This window comes from Micromonospora sp. WMMA1363 (genome assembly GCF_030345795.1).
GTDB lineage: Bacteria > Actinomycetota > Actinomycetes > Mycobacteriales > Micromonosporaceae > Micromonospora.
Genome location: NZ_JAUALB010000001.1, coordinates 4453004 through 4470355, shown reverse-complemented (window position 1 = coordinate 4470355; position 17352 = coordinate 4453004). Strand labels below are relative to the sequence as shown.

Genomic DNA, 17352 nt, shown 5'->3' with positions numbered 1-17352 from the left:
CCTCAGCGACTGATACCCGGGCGTGCGCCTTGGGTGACACCCCGACCGCCCAGGTCGGCACGGTGGCCGGCAGCGGCGCCGGAGCCGAACCCGGCCCCAGCCAACCGCCGCCGAGGTGCCGTGCGCAACCGTGGGTAGACCTCCGCGAGCCGGCGTTGTACCCGGTCGGAGCGGTCCGCCAGAACCAGGGCCACCGACGGCCGCCCGGAGTCGGTCGCCGCGTCGGCCTCCACCGTGCGCAACCGGTCGCCGACCACCCGCGCGTAGCCGACCAGCCAGGAACGTCGGAACGCGGCGGGGTGTTCGTCCGGCGGCACCGAGGTGCCGGCGAGCCCGTGGGCGGCCTGCACCAGCAGCGACGTGAAGAGCAGGTCGACCCGTTCGAGGTCGCTCGCGAAGCCGAACAGGTGCATCGCGAACCCGCTGCCCTGGCGACGGCGTACGCACCGGCAGCGCAACGGTTCGGCGACGGATGCGAGCAGCCCGGCCTTGTCCCGGGCGTACGGGGCGACGACCTCGACCACGCGGTCACCGACCGGGTCGGCGGCCGGGTCGCGGGCGGCCAGCAAGGCCTGGTCGACGCCGTAGCGGGCGATCAGCTCGGCTGCATTGGCAGTGAACGCGGCCGACTCGGCCGGCGTGCAGGCGGGATCCTCCGCCTGGGCCAGCAGCTTACGGACCTTTCTCAGCATCACCTCAGACATACCACCGGCCTACCACGCGGGGCGCGGGGTCAGGGCCGGGCGCGGCTGCGCAACGTGGCGACCGTCGAGCCGGCCAGGGTCAGCAGGCAGTCCGGCAGCAGACCGTCGTCCGCCGCCGCCCCGAACAGCGCCGCTCCGGTGTCGGCGTCGGAGCTGGCGTACGCGCTGAGAAAGCGGGCCACCCAGCGGGTGTCGTAGGCTGCCTCGTCGATATCGGGAAAGTCGAGCGTGCAGGTGCCGGACGGGGCCGGCTCGCCCACCATCGTCGCGGCGAGGCACCACGCTACCCCGTACGCGCCGGCCAGCCCCGCCCGGTCGACGACAGCGTCGAAGGCCCCGGAGACCCCGTCCCCGTCGCCGGCCAGCGCCGAGCAGAGCACCGCTGCGGCGTCGTCCAGCATCTGCTGTGGTGATTCGGTCACGGAGGGCACGGTAGGGGACACCGTCAAGCATCACTCTGCGTGACTGCGACGGCCTACCTGCGGATTGAGGCTTGTCGACGGTCCCGCCAGGCAGCTGGGCGCGCTAATCTGCGCAGCGGACCTTCGCCAGAGGAAGGACGACCATGCTCATCTCACCCGCCTCGCGGGCAGCCGCCCTGGCTGCCTGCGCGACACTCCTGTTCGCCACCAGCGCCTGCGGGACAGACCAGCCCTTGCCCGAGGAGGCCACCCCCACCCAGGTGCGTCTCTACGGCGCCGACGGCAACATGCTCAACTCGTACGCCGCGGAGCTGGAGGAGCGGGCCGATCTGGTCGACGGTATGAAGGGGACCACCCCGCTGACCCCGCTGCCGGAGGACTTCAAGAACCGGCTGCGCTCCATCGACCCGACGCTGACCGACTTCCTCTACTCGGCCGAGGCGTACGACGCGGTGCTGATCAGCGCGCTCGCCGCGCAGCTCGCCGGCACGACCGATCCGGCCGCGATCGCGAAGCAGATCGTCGGCGTCACCAACGGTGGGCAGCGCTGTGAGACCGCGGCGGCCTGCCTGGAGCTGGCCCGTCGCGGACAGGACGTGGAGTTCCGCAGCGTCTCCCTGACCCGGTCCGGGTTCACCGACGCCGGCGAGCCGTCCACGGCCAGCTACGCCACCCTGCACTTCGACGGGCAGCGAGTCAACGACGGCAAGACGGAGTTCGTCGGCGCGGGCAACGAGTCGTCGGCAAGCACCGACGCGCCGCCGAAGCCGGCGAAACAGGGCACCGGCGCGGCCGACCGGCAGGACGGCTCCCCGCTGGTCCTGGGGGGCCTGTTGCCGAAGAGCGGTGACCTGTCCCTGGCGTACCCGCCGATGGCCGCCGCCGTCGCGCTCGCCATCAAGGAGATCAACGACGCCGGAGGTGTTCTCGGCGATCCGGTTACCTGGATCGACGGTGACGACGGCACCAATCCGGTGGTCGCGCAGGCGACCGTGGCCAGCCACGTCGCAGCGGACGTGCACGTCATCATCGGCGCGGGCGCGTCCGGCGTCACCCGGGCGGTGCTGCCCGACGTGGTGAAGGCGGGGAAGATTCTATTCTCCCCGTCGAACACCGCCACCAGCCTGACCGAATTCGACGACAGGGGCCTCTACTTCCGCACCGCGCCGCCGGACACCCTGCAAGGCCAGGCGCTGGCCGACGTGATCATGCGGGACGGCCCGCAGAAGGTCGCTATCGTGGCCCGGGACGACTCGTACGGCACGGGTCTGCAAGACATCGTGCGGGCCACCCTGGAGCAGGCGGGCATCGGCGCGGACCGGATGAAGCTGTTCACGTACGCACCGCCGGAGGACGCGAAGGTCAAGCCGGTCGACTTCACCGCCGGCGCCCAGGAGATCAAAACCTTCGGCGCCGACGCAGTTCTGATCATCGGTTTCGGCGAGTCCGCCGCGGTGATCCGCGCCCTGGCTGACGCGGGAGTGCGGCTGCGGGGCTGAAGCCGCCGGCTCCGACAAGAGCGCGGCCGTACCAGGATTCCCGGTACGGCCGCTCCGGGTCAGGACCGCCGACGCTCGAGGAACTCTGTCATCCGCCGGTGCTTCTCCTCGTCCTCGAAGAGCACCGCCTGGCTGACCAGATCCAGCTGCGGGTGGGCGGCGGTCGGCGCGTCCACCGCCAGCTTGGTAAGCCGCAACGCCAGGGCGGACCCCTTCGTCATCTCGTCCAGCAGGCCGTGGGCCGTTGGCAGCAGCTCGGCCGGCTCGGCCGCCACCCGGTTGACCAGGCCGATCCGCAGCGCCTCCGCGGAGTCCACCCGCCGCCCGGTGAAGAGCAGCTCCTTGGCCCGTGCCTCGCCGACGAGCGCCGGCAGCCGGTGGGTCGCGCCGGCACCAGCCAAGATGCCCAGGCGCACCTCGGGCTGACCGAAGACCGCGCGCGCGGTGCAGACCCGCAGGTCGCAGGCGTACGCCAGCTCGGCGCCGCCGCCGAGGGCCGGCCCGTCCACGGCCGCCACGGTTGGCATGGGCAGCGCCCGGATCCGAGCGAACACCGCGGAGTTGATCGCGGCGAGCGCATCCAAGCGGCCCCGCTCGCGCAGCTGCCCGATGTCCGCCCCGCCGGCGAAGATGCCGTCGGTACCGCCGGTCAGCAGCAGCAGCCGGGGCCGGTTCTCCAGGTCGGCGCAGAGTTCGTGCAGGCCCCGGACCAGATCGGCGTCGATGGCGTTGCGCTTCTCGGGACGGCTCAGCGTGGCAACCACCCGGTCAGCGTGTCCCTCGACCCGCAGACCGCTCACGCCTTCACCCCGTTCGCCCATCGGTAGAAGCCCTGGCCCGACTTCTTGCCCAGCTTCCCGGTGGCCACCATCTCGACCAGCAGCGGCGGCGGCGCGAACCGATCGCCGTAAGCGGCCTGGAGCGTCCGCGCGATGTCGAGCCGGACGTCCAGCCCCACCAGGTCGGTGAGCTCCAGCGGCCCGACCGGATGCCGGTACCCGAGGACCATCGCCTTGTCGATGTCGGCCGGGTCGGCGACGCCGTCGGCCACCATCCGGATCGCTTCCAGGCCCAGCGTCACCCCGAGCCGGGAGGTGGCGAAGCCGGGCAGGTCGCGTACGACCACCGGGTCCTTGCCCAGCCGCCCGGCGAGCGCTACGGCCGCGTCGGTGGTTTCCGGGGCGGTGGCCGGACCGACCACGACCTCGAGCAGTGCCATCGCCCAGACCGGGTTGAAAAAGTGCAGGCCGACGAAGCGGTCGGGCGCGGCCAGCCCTTCGGCCAGTTCGGCGATCGAAATGCTGGAGGTGTTGCTGCCGAGCAGCGCCGGGCGTAACGCCTCGGCCTCCCGCAGCACGGTCCGCTTGAGGTCAGCCCGTTCCGGCACGGCCTCCACCACGACGTCCGGCCCCTCGGCGACCTCGGCGAGGGTTCCCCGCAGGGTCACCCGCGCCCGGTTGGCGCCGGCTTGCTCGGTGGTCAGCCTGCCGCGGCTCACTGCCCGGTCCCACAGCTCACCCAGGCGCTCCATCGCGGCCTCGCCCCGGGCCCGGTCGACGTCGACCAGTTCCACCGCGTACCCAACGCCGGCGGCCACGTACCCGATCCCGAGCCCCATCGTGCCGGCTCCGACAACGACACAGCGGTCGCTCATGCCGGCACTCCGCTTCGCTGCGTGCCGGCACGAGGCACTGAGGCACCGCGTTGATGATTCGCTCGCTGACGCTCGCTCATGACGCCCTCCCTGCCTCCGGCGGCACCACACGGGAGTCGCCCGCGCCCCTCCGCCTATTCGACTCGCTCACTGGGGCGACCCTATTAGGGCGGGTCGGGCGGACCGTCGCCGGCCTGCGCCGGACCTGGGCGGCCCACCTCTCAGCAGGGCAACGGCCGGTGCGGGGCGGCATGCGTGACGGCGCGACGGTCCGGGTACGTTTCCGACCACTGATCGAGGGAGGACGAGATGAGTCAGCGACCGGAGAACACTGACGCGGCCGGCACCATCGAGACGCGCGGTGAGGTGCGGGTGGAGATGCTGCGCGCGGATACCAACAACGACGGCCGCACCGACGTCTGGGTGGTGGACACCGACGGCGACGGCAAAGGCTGACCTGTTCCAGTTCGACACCGACCACGACGGCCAGGTGGATGTGACGATGGTCGACCTGGACGAGGACGGCACCCCGGACGCGGTGGTCGACGGCGACGGCGGCCTACCCCCAGAGCAGCTTCCCCCAACGAGGTAGCTGGCTTGGTGGCGGGGCCCCTTCTCGACCGATGGGTGTGTCCGGGGGGTCCGTCAACGCCCGCGCAGCTGGAGCGTCGCGAGATAGTACGGCGCGTCCCGGTCGTCCACGTCGGCCAGCCGCCACGCGCTGCCACGCACCAACGAGGCCAGCTCGTCCGGCGAGCAGACCAGGTAGTCGAACCAGGGCGTGCCCAGTTCGCGGTAGCGCAGCCGCAGCCGGAGTTGCCCACCGAGGCGTCCCCGGCGGCGGTTGCGCTCGTGGTACCCGGTATGCACCGGATCGCGGGTGCCGTACGGGTCGGTGCCCTGCGCGATGACCTGCGCGCCGGGCCTGGCCAGCGCAGCCAGCGCGGCGAGGAAGCCGGGTGCCCGCCCGCGCCCTTCGAGCAACCCGACGTTGTTGCCGAGCAGCAGGAACGTGTCGTAGCGCCGTCCGCTGGCGGCGTGCGCGTCCACGGTGCCGTGCACCAGGTCGCGTACGCCCCGGCGTCGGCACACGTCCAGCGCGCCGGTGGAGGTGTCCAGTCCGGTCACCGGGACACCGCGCTCCTGGAGCGGCAGCGCGATCCGACCCGCCCCGACGCCGACGTCCAGGGTCGCACCCCGCACCCGGTCGACCGCTCGATGGTCATACGGCTGCCAGCGTTCCGGCCGGTCCAGGTAGTGCGCCGCCGGTGCGCCGTTGACCAGACCGTCGTCCCGCTCGATGATCTCGATGACCGGACGGGGGAGCCGACCGCCGGCGAGCGGCCGGGGACCGACCCCGGTCGCCACGGCGAGGGCGTCACGAAGCAGTTCTCCGAACACGTCGCCGATCTGTGGCTCGCAGGTCACGGTCTTCACGCTAACCGCCCGGTCAGCCGGCCGCAGCGGTCTATCCTGTCGGCGTGACCACGCTGGACCGTCTCGCGACGGAGAAGTACATACTGCTCACGACCTTCCGAAAGGACGGTCGGGCGGTGCCGACCCCGGTGTGGGCGGTCCGCGACGGCGAGGCGCTCGCGGTCTGGACGGTGGCCGACTCCGGCAAGGTTAAGCGGATCCGCCGCAGCGGCGACGTGACGGTCGCGCCGTGCGACGTCCGGGGCCGACCGCACGGCCTAGCCGTGTCCGGTTACGCCACGCTGTCGGATGTGGCTGGCACCCGACGGGTCCGGGGCCTGATCAAGCAGAAGTATCGCCTGCTCGGCCGCCTCACCCTGCTCGGCAGCCGGCTGCGCCGAGGGGAGCAGGGCACCGTGGGCATCCGGGTCACGCTGAACGACTGAATCGTGCGAAAGGGCGGCGGACCACTGTCCGCCGCCCTTTCGCACATCGTCTGTTGACTGCCGGCCGGTCAGTCCCCCTGACGCTGCTGCGGGATCTGCCCCTGCAGCAGGGCCCTGACCTCCGACTCCCGGTACCGACGGTGCCCCCCGAGGGTTCGGATGGCGCTCAGCTTGCCGGCCTTGGCCCACCGGGTCACCGTCTTCGGGTCGACACGGAACATCGACGCCACCTCGGCCGGCGTGAGCAGCGGCTCCGGTTCGTGCGTTCGCGATGCCATGGGTCACTCCTCCACATGTAGAGACATCGGCCGGGGTCCCGCCGGCCGACGCGTCTCCCATGGTCCGGCTAGTCCCCGATGTCCGACATGGGCCGAACGGCCGGACGTCCCTAGACGGACGGATGAACCATGACCGAATTATGCGTCTTTTACGTAGCAGAACGCATCTTATTCGGACTCATGATCACGCTTGGCGATGCGCCAACTACAACCTACTCTCGGGTAACTCGCCGGTTTGGGGCTAATTGCACCGCTCCAGCAGTTGCACCGCACGCCACCGCGCAACCAACTTGTCGTACGCCGCCGACGCCTCCTCCGCCTCGCCCCGGGACAGGCCGGCGAGGCCGGCCGCGACCAATTCCGGCGAGTCGTCGGCGGCGAGCGTCTCGTCCGAGAGCAGTTCGAGCAGCCCGCCGTAGTCCAACTCCACCACCGATCGGGGATGGAACTCCTCGAGCCACCGGGCGGCCTCCTCCACGGCCTCCGTGATCGGCGCGGCACCCACCGACTTCCGCAACACGGCGAGGGCCCGGGACGAACGGCGGCGAGCCTTGGAGATCTCGGTCCGATACCGCAACGCCCGCAGGTCCGGCCGGGTGACGTGGTGCCGCTCCTCCGGATCGAAGAGGACGAACCATCGCAGCGGCACGCCCCAGGTCGCGATCTGCTCGTGCACCCGGGGGACACCGTGCTCCAGCACCCGCGCCCCGCTGCGCCAGTCGTCGACCACCGCCTTGGCCTGCCCGGCGAGCACCGGCGGGACGAAGGCGTCGGCCAGCACCGGCGGGACGCCGTCCCGCGCGCTCAGCGCCGCCTCCGCCACCCGGATGCGCAGGTTCCACGGGCAGATCAGCAGGGTCTCGTCGGTCTCCAGGACGTACGCCTCGTCGGGTGGGTCCGGCAGGCGGGTCCAGCCCGCGCCGAGCGCCTCGATCACCGACGCCTGCTGACGTCTCGGGCCCTCCCCCGGGGCGACGGCGCGTCCCTGCTCGACATAGCGCCGCCAGTACGACTGGCGATCTCGATCGAAGGCGGTCAACGGTTCGTACACCCGAAGGTATGAAGCGAAGAGCGACGGCACGGCGCGATCCTCCCACGAGTCGGACCTGCTGCTCCGGCGGCACCGAGCCAAGCGCATGGAAGCCGACGGCCGGTGACGCGTGGACTGGCCGGTCCCGGCCTACGGACCCAGGCGTCCGGGCCGGTCGAGGCGACGTCGGCCGATACTAGGCTCAGCGACACCGGCACCATCCCGCCGGCGTCCACAGGTCCACGGCCCACAAGGCCGCACACCACACCAGGAGCGAGTCATGGGCGTATTCGCCACCGCCGACGACCCGGGGTCGACCGGCCACGAACAGGTCGTGTTCTGCCAGGACAAGCAGACCGGCCTGAAGGCGATCATCAGCATCTACTCCACGACGCTGGGCCCCGCGCTCGGTGGCACCCGATTCTACCCGTACGCCAGCGAGGAGGCCGCCCTCACCGACGTGCTCCACCTGTCCCGCGGCATGGCCTACAAGAACGCCCTCGCCGGTCTGGACCTGGGCGGCGGCAAGGCGGTCATCTGGGGCGACCCGGAACAGGTCAAGGGCGAGGCGCTACTGCGCGCGTACGGCCGGTTCGTGGAGTCGCTGGGTGGGCGCTATTACACCGCCTGCGACGTCGGCACCTACGTCGCCGACATGGACGTCATCGCCCGGGAGACCCGGTACGTGACCGGTCGCAGCGTCGAGCACGGCGGCGCGGGCGACTCCTCCATCCTCACCGCCTGGGGCGTCTTCCAGGGCATGCGCGCGACGGCTGAGCACATCTGGGGCGCTCCGACGCTGCACGGCAAGCGGGTCGGCGTGGCCGGCCTGGGTAAGGTCGGCAAGTACCTGGTGAGCCACCTGCTGGAGGACGGCGCCGAGGTCGTGGCGACCGACGTCGACCCCAGGGCCCTGGAGTGGGCCCGAACGGCCCACCCGCAGGTGACACTGGTCGAGGACGCCGCCAAGCTGGTCGCCGCCGACATCGACATGTACGCCCCGTGCGCGCTGGGCGGCGCGCTCAACGACGACACGGTGCCGGCGCTGCGCGCCAGGGCGGTCGTCGGCGCGGCCAACAACCAGCTCGCCCACCCTGGCATCGAGAAGGTGCTCGCCGATCGTGGCATCCTCTACGCGCCGGACTACGTGGTCAACGCCGGCGGGGTGATCCAGGTCGCCGACGAGATCGAGGGCTTCAACTTCGAGCGGGCCAAACTGCGGGCCACGAAGATCTACGACACCACCCGGGAGATCCTCCGGCTCGCCGACACCGAGGGCGTGCCCCCGGCGGTGGCGGCGGACCGGCTGGCCGAGCGGCGGATGGCCGAGGTCGGCCGACTGCGCACGATTCACCTGGCCTGATCGGCCCGGGGGCGGCGCCGGCCGGTTCCGCCCCCGGTCCTCGGACAGCGGGCGGCGCCGTTAAGCTGTATTTCGAGGCGATTCGTCCGGCGTCACGGGCAAGCCCGGAGACCGGTCCTTACCAGGTACACTGAGTGACGACTGGACCACCGCGACGCGCGGAGCCCGGTCGACGGTAACCCGAGGTGCCGAACGACGGCATCCCCATGTACCGTAAGAACCACGAGAGATGCCTGACGTCATCGGGGCCCGCCTTCGGGCTGCCCCGCATTCTGTGCGAGGGGGTCGAGCCATGGGGCGCGGCCGTGCTAAGGCCAAGCAGACAAAGGTGGCCCGGGAGCTGAAGTACCACTCCCCGAACACCGACCTCGCCGCCTTGCAGCGAGAACTCGGCGGCAGCCGCAAGTCGGACCACGACTTCGACGACGACTACAACGAGTATGTCGACGACGATGACGAGGACCACGCGGACGACGACCCGGACCCCTGGGTCCGTCCGAACCGCTGACCCCCGGTCGCATCTGAGCACGCGGCAAGCTCCGCGTGCTCACGCATGTGCCCGTCCGCCAGCGGAGTCCTGACGGACGTCCGGGCCCACGCCCGGAGTCCCGGCCCCACGTGCGGCCCAGGAACACGTGCGGCCCAGGAATCGGTCCGGCAGCCGACGGTTCGGCCGGATACGGCGTCGTATCCGGCCGAAACCGCAACCGCCGGGGTCCTGCCCCGCGAGCAGCGAATTGGGACACGGCCCCGGGGCCGCCGGACCTCGTCCAGCGGCCCCGGATCGGGCCTTCCGTTCAGCGCGGACGGTTGTTCCAGTTGTAGAACGTCGGGATGTTCTCGAAGTGGTTCCAGGCGCAGACCGCGCTGACACCGTCGCCGCCCGCTACCTCCGCGCGCAGTCGCCGCGCCACCTCAGCGTCGTGGAGCAGCGCGGCCAGGCCGGGACCCGCCGCGCGAACGCGGTCGGCGACCTCGTCTCCGGCCGCACCCGCCGCGCGCTCAGGCTGCCGGTGACTGGTGGTCTCGGGCATGCTCCAACACTCCCTCCAATAGGCGGATCTTGCTGTTGCGGCAGTGCTCGGTCTCCGTACCGTCAAAACGCCCCAGCTCGAAGTAGCGATTGGCGGCGTGACCGCCGCCACAGAACCCGAAGTATGGGCACGATCTGCGGCACGCCTCCACGCCGGAGAGGAACTCGCCCACCCACGGCGTCGTTGCGGCGTCGGCGAGGATCTGCTCCAGGGGTGTGACCAGCACGTTGCCGCTGCTGAAGTCGCCATACCGAGGATCGGTGAAGCCGGCCAGCTCGGGCGACAGGACGGTCACCGACCCATCGTGACCGACCGTCGGGATCGGGTCCAGCCGACTGGGCAGCAGGTCGCCGGCGCTACCGTCGAGCACCGCCGCGGTGTATCGCAACGACCACTCGATCTCACGCAGGTGGATCCTCGGGTTCCGCCGCCAGGCCGCCACCAACTCCGCCCAGAAGGCCCTTACCGCCTCCTCGTCGTGGGTGTTGTCCCGCGTGTTGACGCCCTCGGTCTCCTCTATGTTGACCCCTAGTACGTCGGGACCGAGATCGAGGAAGTAGTCGTACAGTTCACGGGCAAGCCCCGGTCCGGGCCGCCCCACCACGGCCAGCGCCGAGAAGGGCAGCCCGTGCCGGCGCAACGCCGCGACGCCGCGCACGATCCGGTCGTACGCCGGCCGCCCCGCCCGGGTGACCCGATCCCCGTTGCGTTCCCGCGGCCCGTCCACGCTGACGCTCACCCGGACCCGGTGTTCGGCGAAGAATCGGCACCAGTCGTCGTCGATCAGCGTCGCGTTGGTCTGGACGTGGTGCTCGACTTCCGGACCGAACGGTGCGATCAACGCGGCGAGATGGTCCCGCCCCGCGGCGAGGGGCTCACCGCCGTGCCACACCACCGAGAACCGGCCGACGCGCGCCCACGGGTTGACCGTCGCCGCCACCGCCGCGGCCACCGACACCGGCATCCTCCGGTCAACCGACCGGAACGGCAGATAGCAGTAAGCGCAATCGAGATTACAGAGAGTTGTAGGCTGCATCACCACGTACGTCGGAACGGTGGCCAGACCACGCATCCCGCTCGTCGACTGTCCCCGAGCAGCCATCGCCCTCCTCTGCCACGCCCGAGGAGCTGCCCAGGCACCTGTCGTGCCCAGCAGCGTTGAGCGTGACCTCCAGGCTAGGCGGCAATCGCCACTCGGGTGAAGCCCTGATCAGGTGCCCACACGATCAGCAGCGCGTAATCATCCGCGGGTATGCTGGCCGACCATCTGGACGTTGCCGGTGCCCTCGATGATCTCGCCAGCCTGCCAGGCGTCCACACCACGGCCGGTCAGCGTGGCCAGCGCACGGTCGGCGTCCTCTGCCGAGACGACCGCGAACATGCCGACGCCCAGGTTGAACGTCGCCTCCATCTCCACGTCCTCGATCCGACCCTTCGACTGCACCAGCTCGAAGATCGGCTGCGGCTTCCAGGTAGAGCGGTTGACCACAGCATCGACGTGCTCGGGCAGGACCCGCACCAGGTTGCCCGGGATGCCGCCACCCGTGACATGCGCGAGCACCCGCACCTCCGCCTCGGCGATCAGCTTCAGGCAGTCCTGCGCGTAGATCTTCGTCGGGGTGAGCAACTCCTCGCCGAGCGTGCGCTGACGGCCGAAGTCCTCGATGACCACATCGAGCCGCATCCGGCCGGCGCCGAGCAACACGTGCCGGACCAGCGAGTACCCGTTTGAGTGCAGGCCGGACGAACGCATCGCGATCACGACGTCGCCGACCTCGACCCGCTCCGAGCTGAGGATCTCGCCCTCCTCCACCACGCCGACACCGGTGGCGGAGATGTCGTACTCGTCCGGGCGAAGGACGCCCGGGTGCTCGGCGGTCTCGCCGCCGAGCAGCGCGCAGCCCGCGTACCGGCAGCCATCGGCGATGCCCGCACCGATCTCAGCCACCTTGTCCGGGACGACCTCACCGGTGGCGATGTAGTCGAGCAGGAACAGCGGCTCGGCGCCGCAGGCGACCAGATCGTCCACCACCATCGCGACCAAATCGATGCCGACCGTGTCGTGGATGTCCATCTGCTGAGCGATGACCAGCTTGGTGCCCACACCGTCGGTGGACGAGGCGAGGATCGGGTGCTTGTACTTCTTCGTGTCCAGCCGGAACAGGCCGGCGAAGCCGCCCAGGTCACCCATCACCTCGGGCCGCCGGGTCTGCTTGACCTTGGACTTCAACAGCTCGACGGCGCGATCGCCCGCCTCGATGGAGACCCCGGCGTCCGCGTACGAGGTCCGTTTGCGCGCCGGGCGGCCGGTGCCGGCCGTCCAGGGCTGACGGTCACCGCCGGCTCCGGTCGGGCTGCTTCCTGCGCCGCTGCGCTCGGACACGTGCGTCACGGTTCTCCCCTTTGGTGGTTCCGGTGCGGGAACGGCGCTGACCGGACCGCTCCGGCTGGTGCTACGGGCGGTGGGTGGCGGCCGACGGTCTCAGGTCGGAGCGCGGCGTCAGAAGCGCCGAGCCGCGACCGTCGTTATCGCCCGGAGTGGCGACGAGCGGAGGGGTGTGCTGCTCGGATGCCTCGGCGGTGACACGCCGGCCGACCCCCTCCAGCACGTGCTTGCCGATCAGGTTGGCGGCCGGCAGCTCGATCGGGTACTCACCGTCGAAACAGGCTCGGCAGAGGCGGCTCTTCGGCTGCTCGGAGGCCGCGATCAGTCCGGACAGCGACACGTACCCGAGGGTGTCGGCACCGATCGACCGCCGGACACCCTCGTTGTCCAGCCCGTTGGCGAGCAACTCGGCCCGGGTGGCGAAGTCGATGCCGTAGAAGCACGGCCAGGTCACCGGTGGTGAGGAGATGCGAACGTGCACTTCCAGCGCACCGGCCTCGCGGAGCATCCGCACGATGGCCCGCTGGGTGTTGCCGCGGACGATTGAGTCGTCGACCACGACCAGCCGCTTGCCGCGTACGTTCTCGCGGAGCGGGTTGAGCTTGAGTCGGATACCGAGCTGGCGCAGTGTCTGCGACGGCTGGATGAAAGTGCGCCCGACGTAGGGGTTCTTCATCAGGCCGGCGCCGTAGGTGATGCCCGACTCCGCCGCGAAGCCGATGGCCGCCGGCGTGCCGGACTCCGGCACCGGGATCACCAGGTCGGCCTCGACCGGGTACTCCCTGGCCAACTGGCGACCGATCTGCACCCGCGCCGCGTGCACGTTCCGCCCGGCGATGGTGGCGTCCGGGCGCGCGATGTAGACGTACTCGAAGAGGCAACCCTTCGGCTCCGGCGACGCGAACCTGGTGGAGCGTAGGCCGTCCTCGTCGATTGCGATCAGCTCGCCGGGCTCGACCTCGCGGACCACGCTCGCGCCGACGATGTCCAGCGCGGCCGTCTCGCTGGCGACGACCCAGCCGCGCTCCAGCCGGCCGAGCACCAGCGGGCGCACTCCGTGCGGGTCGCGGGCCGCGTACAACGTCGACTCGTCCATGAAGACGAAGCTGAACGCGCCCCGCAGCTGGGGGAGCACCTCCAACGCGGCCGCCTCGACCGACCGGTCTGGCCGGCTGGCGAGCAGCATCGTCACCAGGGAGGTGTCGTTGGTGGCCCGGTCGGCGACCGCCCCCCGCTCGGCGGCCTCGCGTTGCAGGTCGGCGGTGTTGACCAGGTTGCCGTTGTGAGCCAGCGCGATGGTGGTGCCCGCACTGGTGGACCGGATCGTCGGTTGGGCGTTCTCCCAGGTGGAGGCGCCGGTCGTCGAGTATCGCGCGTGGCCGATCGCCACGTGCCCGCGCAGACTGGCCAGGGTCGGCTCGTCGAACACCTGCGCGACCAGGCCGAGATCCTTGTAAACCACCACCCCCGAGCCGTCGCTGACCGCGATTCCGGCCGCCTCCTGCCCCCGATGCTGCAACGCGTACAGACCGAAGTAGGTCAGGTTGGCGACCTCCTCGCCGGGCGCCCAGATACCGAAGACGCCGCACGCGTCCTGGGGGCCTGGACGCTGGGGATCAAGGTCGTGGCTCAGTCGGCCATCGCCTCGGGGCACCTGCCGCTCCCTCATGCTGGACTGGCCTGGCGGGAATCACGGGATTCGCGCTCTCGGCCGGGACCACTGTCGTCGTCGCCTGACAGTGTACGCGAACGCAAGTCAACACATAAAGTCACGAGTTGACTGCACGTTGTCACGCACTGCTGCGCGCAACCGCAGCTACAGCGGCAGGTATGCGGAGATATCCGCGCGGATCCCGCTCGCCCGCACGCGGCCCTGCGTGATCGCGTCGGCCCAGTCGAGCCGACCGGTGGCAACCCGCAGCCAGGTCGCCGGATCCGTCTCGACCACGTTCGGCGGGACGCCCCGGGTGTGCCGGGGACCCGGAACGCACTGAACCACACCGTAAGGTGGGACACGCACCTCCACCGATCGGCCGGGGGCGCGCTCCCCGAGGGTAGTCAACAAGGCACGGACCGCCTCCCGAAACACCGACCGGTCGGGCGTTCGTCCTTCATCGAGCGCCGACAACGCCGCCGCGACGGCAGCCGATTTAACGTACGGAGAGGGCATAACGGGACGATACGACTCGGACACAGTGCGTGTCACGCCGGCCCTGGGTCGCGCTGATCCGGTTAGACAAGGCATAGTTGCCGACGGCGTATTCGTACCGTGATGACCCCCGCCCGGTGTCCGCCGGCCGTGGAGGTGCAGCCAGTCCGGAAGGCGGTGGACGTGTCAACACACCGACGTGCCTGGAAGCAGCGGGCCGGTGTGGTCGTGGCGCTGGTTGTCGGCGCCCTGCTCACCGTCCCCGCGGCCCCGGCGCTCGCCGCCGAGCCCGGGGTCCTGATCACCGGCTTGTCCTCCGGCACCCTCACGTCCGGTCAGCAGGCCACCCTGTCGTTCCGGGTGACGAACAACAACGCCAAGCAGGACACGGAGAACTCGGACTCGGTCGACGTCCGGGTCACCACGACCTTCGGTGAGCTCCGCTGCGACGGCAACTGCGCCTTCACGGAGGAGGAGATCGACCGCGACGGCGGGTCGAAGACCTACAAGGTCACCCTGGTCGCCGGGAACGTCGCCGCCGGTGGCACCAAGTCCGGCAAGGTCCAGATCACCGCCGCCATTGCCGGCGAGTCCGGCAATGCCGAGCGGGACATCACGGTGCGCGGCCCACAGCCGCAGCAACCTGAGACGGTCCGATCGATCTCCGGCAAGGTCGTCAACCGGGCCACCGGCGACGCCGTATCGAGCGCGGTGGTGATCCTCCAGGACGCCAGTGGCAAGAAGTTCGACACGGTCAGCGACGACAACGGCAACTACCGCTTCACCGGCACGACCAGCAAGCCGATCGCGCCCGGCCGGCTCGACATCGGGGCGAGTTTCGACAACATCTACGCCACCAAGAGCTTCAACGCCTCCAACGGACAGAGCATCACCGGCCAGCGGATCACCCTCGCGATCAAGACTGAGGTTACCCCGAGCGCCACGCCTTCCGAGAGTGTCGAGGCGACTCCAAGTGCCGAGGTGACCGAGGAAGGCACCGAGGAGACAAGCGAGGCCGCAGCCGCGCCCCCGCCGGCGAACGCCGGCAACGAAAGCTCGGGCGGCACCGGCTCGCTGCTGATCATCCTGCTCGGCGGCCTCCTCGTGGCCGCCGGTGTCGGCACGATCGTGCTGCTCTGGATGCGCCGTAAGCAGAACGACGACGACGCCATCGAGGGCGGTCCGGCGCCCGCCGTCGGTGCCGCCGGCGCGGTCCCGGCAGCCCGGGGCGCCTACCACGGCGTGGACGATCAGACCCGGGTGGTCAACCCGGCCGGGACCACTCCCACGATGGTCGGCGGCGGGCTCAATGACGCCCCGACCATGCTGCAGCGCCCGATGGTCGACGACGTCCCACCGGACCCGTACGGCGCTCCCCCGCAACCGTACGGCGCTCCCGCCGGCTGGGGCGACGGCGGCTACGGCACCGCGCCCTCCTCCGACGGCGGCTACGGCGGCAGCAGCTACAGCGCTCCCGCCGGCGCGGCGGTCGGAGCGGGCTACCCGCCGGCTCCCGGCGGCGCAGCACCCTCCTACGGGGACCGGTACGACGAGCCAACCGGCCGCTACCAGGGCGACGCCACGCAGTACCCGGAGCCGGCCGACCCGTACGCAACCGGCACGTATCGGCAGGAAACCGGCTACGGGCAGCCCGACCCCGCGCCGTACGGACGGGGCGGGGAGCCGACCGGCGGATACGGCCAAGGCGGGTATGACCAAGGCGGGTATGACCAACGCGGCGGGTACGGCAGCTACGACCAGCCGGGCGGCTACGGGCAGGAACCACCAGCCCAGCGCGGCGGATACGACGACCGCGGCTACGACCAGGGTGGCTACGGCGACCCGGCGCAGACCGGCCGAGGTCGTCCTGACGGCCCACCGCACGACCGGAGCGGTCGCCGCTTGGACTGGCTGGACGACTAAGACCGGGGTGACACGCGACGCGGTTGGAGCCGTCCCGCTCAGGTAGCCCCAACCGTTCCCGTCGCCTCCCCACGCCCCGACCCCTCAGGCCGACACAATCACCCGAAACCGGGCCTGTCGTGGTCTCGTACGCCCCGACGTTCCGGCTTCATCGCGATGTGCTTGCCGCCGGCCCCACAGGCAAGGGTCAGCGGGTCCGGGCGCCTCGGTGAGGCAGGGGCAGCGGCACGGACCCCGCCGGGCGGAAACAGATCGGGGGAAGCACCGTCAGGCGGCGGCGAAAACGCCGCTGAAGAGCACCGGCACGACGTCCGAGACGCCGACTCGCACAGCGAGTTCAACGTCCCGGGCGAAGCCGCGTTCGGCGAGTTCCCGACCAGAAACACCACCCCGGACCGCCGCCGGGACGTCCGGCGTGCTGGCCAACGCGGCCAGCGCCACGGCCGCCTCGACGGAGAGGCCACCCGGCACCCCGGAGAGCGCGTCGAGCACGCAGGCCGCACCGAGTTGGTCCTCCACCGACGGGCGCAACGACCCGTCCGGCCAGCGCTCGCCAGCCGCGACGACGCCGATCGGAGCATCCGTCGAGCCGTACCCCTGACGGCGTAGCCAACGCCCGACGGCGCGGGCATTGCGCAGGCAGGCCGCGACGACCGGCAGCCCGGTGGCGCTGGCCGCGGCGCTGATCGCCGAGCCGTTCGGCGACGGCAGCACCAAGTCGGCGACGACCGGCGCGGTACTCAGCGCCGCCGGCGAGAGTGACCACGGCTGCTCCGGGGTGGTCTGCTGGCGGCCCACCGCGGCAACAGCGCCGACCCGGACTGCGTATTCGGCGGCCTGCTCGCCCCAGGGAAACGGGTGTACCCGCATACCACGGGCGACCGCCACCTCCACGGTGGTGGTGAACGAGAGCACGTCCACCACCACCAGCACCGCGCAGACCCGGCCAAGCTCGGCCGCCCCCGCCAGCCCCCACTCGAAGCGAGCGCCCGATCCAGGTTGGGCGTGGACAGCCGCGGCCAACGCCTCAGCGCTGATCGGGCGCGGG

At 71.0% G+C, this 17352-nt stretch carries 18 protein-coding genes and 1 pseudogene; 6 read left to right on the top strand and 13 right to left on the bottom strand.

The genetic code is table 11. The features are described 5' to 3' along the window. Positions 1-2: 2 nt before the first annotated feature. The gene (locus QTQ03_RS20865) at positions 3-704 is read right to left on the bottom strand and encodes a DUF2786 domain-containing protein (protein ID WP_289279514.1); all 702 of its coding nucleotides are present in this window, start codon (positions 702-704) and stop codon (positions 3-5) included. Between the two features lie 29 nt (positions 705-733). After that, the gene (locus QTQ03_RS20860; protein ID WP_289279513.1) at positions 734-1126 is read right to left on the bottom strand and encodes a hypothetical protein; all 393 of its coding nucleotides are present in this window, start codon (positions 1124-1126) and stop codon (positions 734-736) included. 143 nt (positions 1127-1269) lie between these two features. On the opposite strand from QTQ03_RS20860, the gene QTQ03_RS20855 reads away from it, so the two are divergent. After that, a complete protein-coding gene (locus QTQ03_RS20855) occupies positions 1270-2625 on the top strand; it encodes an ABC transporter substrate-binding protein (protein ID WP_289279512.1) in 1356 nt (451 codons plus the stop codon). 59 nt (positions 2626-2684) lie between these two features. Here QTQ03_RS20855 and QTQ03_RS20850 read toward each other — a convergent pair whose 3' ends face one another. Together QTQ03_RS20850 and QTQ03_RS20845 are read right to left on the bottom strand one after the other, a co-directional pair. Further along, positions 2685-3425: an enoyl-CoA hydratase/isomerase family protein gene (locus QTQ03_RS20850; protein WP_289279511.1), complete on the bottom strand. Its 741-nt coding sequence runs from the start codon at positions 3423-3425 to the stop codon at positions 2685-2687. Then, entirely contained in the window at positions 3422-4279 is an 858-nt protein-coding gene (locus tag QTQ03_RS20845; RefSeq protein ID WP_289279510.1) for a 3-hydroxyacyl-CoA dehydrogenase family protein, read from the bottom strand. Before QTQ03_RS20845 ends, QTQ03_RS20850 begins: the two co-directional genes overlap by 4 nt. Before the next feature lie 309 nt (positions 4280-4588). On the opposite strand from QTQ03_RS20845, the pseudogene QTQ03_RS20840 reads away from it, so the two are divergent. Next, positions 4589-4871: pseudogene (locus QTQ03_RS20840) on the top strand (hypothetical protein). Between the two features lie 53 nt (positions 4872-4924). Here the strand turns inward: QTQ03_RS20840 and QTQ03_RS20835 are convergent. Continuing rightward, on the bottom strand, positions 4925-5707 hold the full coding sequence (locus QTQ03_RS20835) for a class I SAM-dependent methyltransferase (protein ID WP_289279509.1): 783 nt from the start codon (positions 5705-5707) through the stop codon (positions 4925-4927). Positions 5708-5760: 53 nt separating this feature from the next. On the opposite strand from QTQ03_RS20835, the gene QTQ03_RS20830 reads away from it, so the two are divergent. After that, positions 5761-6141 (top strand): PPOX class F420-dependent oxidoreductase, encoded by a 381-nt coding sequence (locus tag QTQ03_RS20830; protein WP_289279508.1) that lies wholly within the window; start codon positions 5761-5763, stop codon positions 6139-6141. 68 nt (positions 6142-6209) lie between these two features. Here QTQ03_RS20830 and QTQ03_RS20825 read toward each other — a convergent pair whose 3' ends face one another. Further along, the gene (locus QTQ03_RS20825; RefSeq protein WP_007073996.1) at positions 6210-6419 is read right to left on the bottom strand and encodes a BldC family transcriptional regulator; all 210 of its coding nucleotides are present in this window, start codon (positions 6417-6419) and stop codon (positions 6210-6212) included. A gap of 241 nt (positions 6420-6660) precedes the next feature. Continuing rightward, entirely contained in the window at positions 6661-7500 is an 840-nt protein-coding gene (locus QTQ03_RS20820; protein ID WP_289279507.1) for a DUF8083 family protein, read from the bottom strand. Positions 7501-7729: 229 nt separating this feature from the next. Between QTQ03_RS20820 and QTQ03_RS20815 the strand changes: the two genes are divergently transcribed. Beyond that, complete coding sequence (locus tag QTQ03_RS20815) at positions 7730-8812, top strand: Glu/Leu/Phe/Val family dehydrogenase (protein WP_289279506.1); 1083 nt, start codon at positions 7730-7732, stop codon at positions 8810-8812. Positions 8813-9104: 292 nt separating this feature from the next. Further along, positions 9105-9320, top strand: coding sequence for a DUF3073 domain-containing protein (locus tag QTQ03_RS20810; RefSeq protein ID WP_289279505.1), 216 nt, complete (start codon positions 9105-9107; stop codon positions 9318-9320). Positions 9321-9609: 289 nt separating this feature from the next. Here QTQ03_RS20810 and amcA read toward each other — a convergent pair whose 3' ends face one another. From amcA to QTQ03_RS20785, 5 genes are all read right to left on the bottom strand, one after another. Beyond that, entirely contained in the window at positions 9610-9846 is a 237-nt protein-coding gene (gene amcA, locus QTQ03_RS20805; RefSeq protein WP_289279504.1) for a multiple cyclophane-containing RiPP AmcA, read from the bottom strand. Beyond that, positions 9815-10918, bottom strand: a complete 1104-nt coding sequence (gene amcB / locus QTQ03_RS20800) for a cyclophane-forming radical SAM peptide maturase AmcB (RefSeq protein WP_289280925.1) — start codon at positions 10916-10918, stop codon at positions 9815-9817. The genes amcA and amcB overlap by 32 nt, the downstream gene beginning before the upstream one ends. Positions 10919-11086: 168 nt before the next feature. Then, complete coding sequence (gene purM, locus QTQ03_RS20795; RefSeq protein WP_289279503.1) at positions 11087-12238, bottom strand: phosphoribosylformylglycinamidine cyclo-ligase; 1152 nt, start codon at positions 12236-12238, stop codon at positions 11087-11089. Positions 12239-12299: 61 nt separating this feature from the next. Next, the gene (gene purF, locus QTQ03_RS20790) at positions 12300-13886 is read right to left on the bottom strand and encodes an amidophosphoribosyltransferase (RefSeq protein ID WP_289279502.1); all 1587 of its coding nucleotides are present in this window, start codon (positions 13884-13886) and stop codon (positions 12300-12302) included. A 162-nt stretch (positions 13887-14048) separates the two neighbouring features. Then, entirely contained in the window at positions 14049-14402 is a 354-nt protein-coding gene (locus QTQ03_RS20785; protein ID WP_289279501.1) for a sterol carrier family protein, read from the bottom strand. A gap of 102 nt (positions 14403-14504) precedes the next feature. Here QTQ03_RS20785 and QTQ03_RS20780 point away from each other — a divergent pair, with 102 nt between their 5' ends. After that, complete coding sequence (locus QTQ03_RS20780; RefSeq protein WP_289279500.1) at positions 14505-16304, top strand: hypothetical protein; 1800 nt, start codon at positions 14505-14507, stop codon at positions 16302-16304. Between the two features lie 267 nt (positions 16305-16571). Here the strand turns inward: QTQ03_RS20780 and QTQ03_RS20775 are convergent, their stop codons facing one another. Further along, a complete protein-coding gene (locus tag QTQ03_RS20775) occupies positions 16572-17327 on the bottom strand; it encodes a 2-phosphosulfolactate phosphatase (RefSeq protein ID WP_289280924.1) in 756 nt (251 codons plus the stop codon). Positions 17328-17352: the final 25 nt, after the last annotated feature.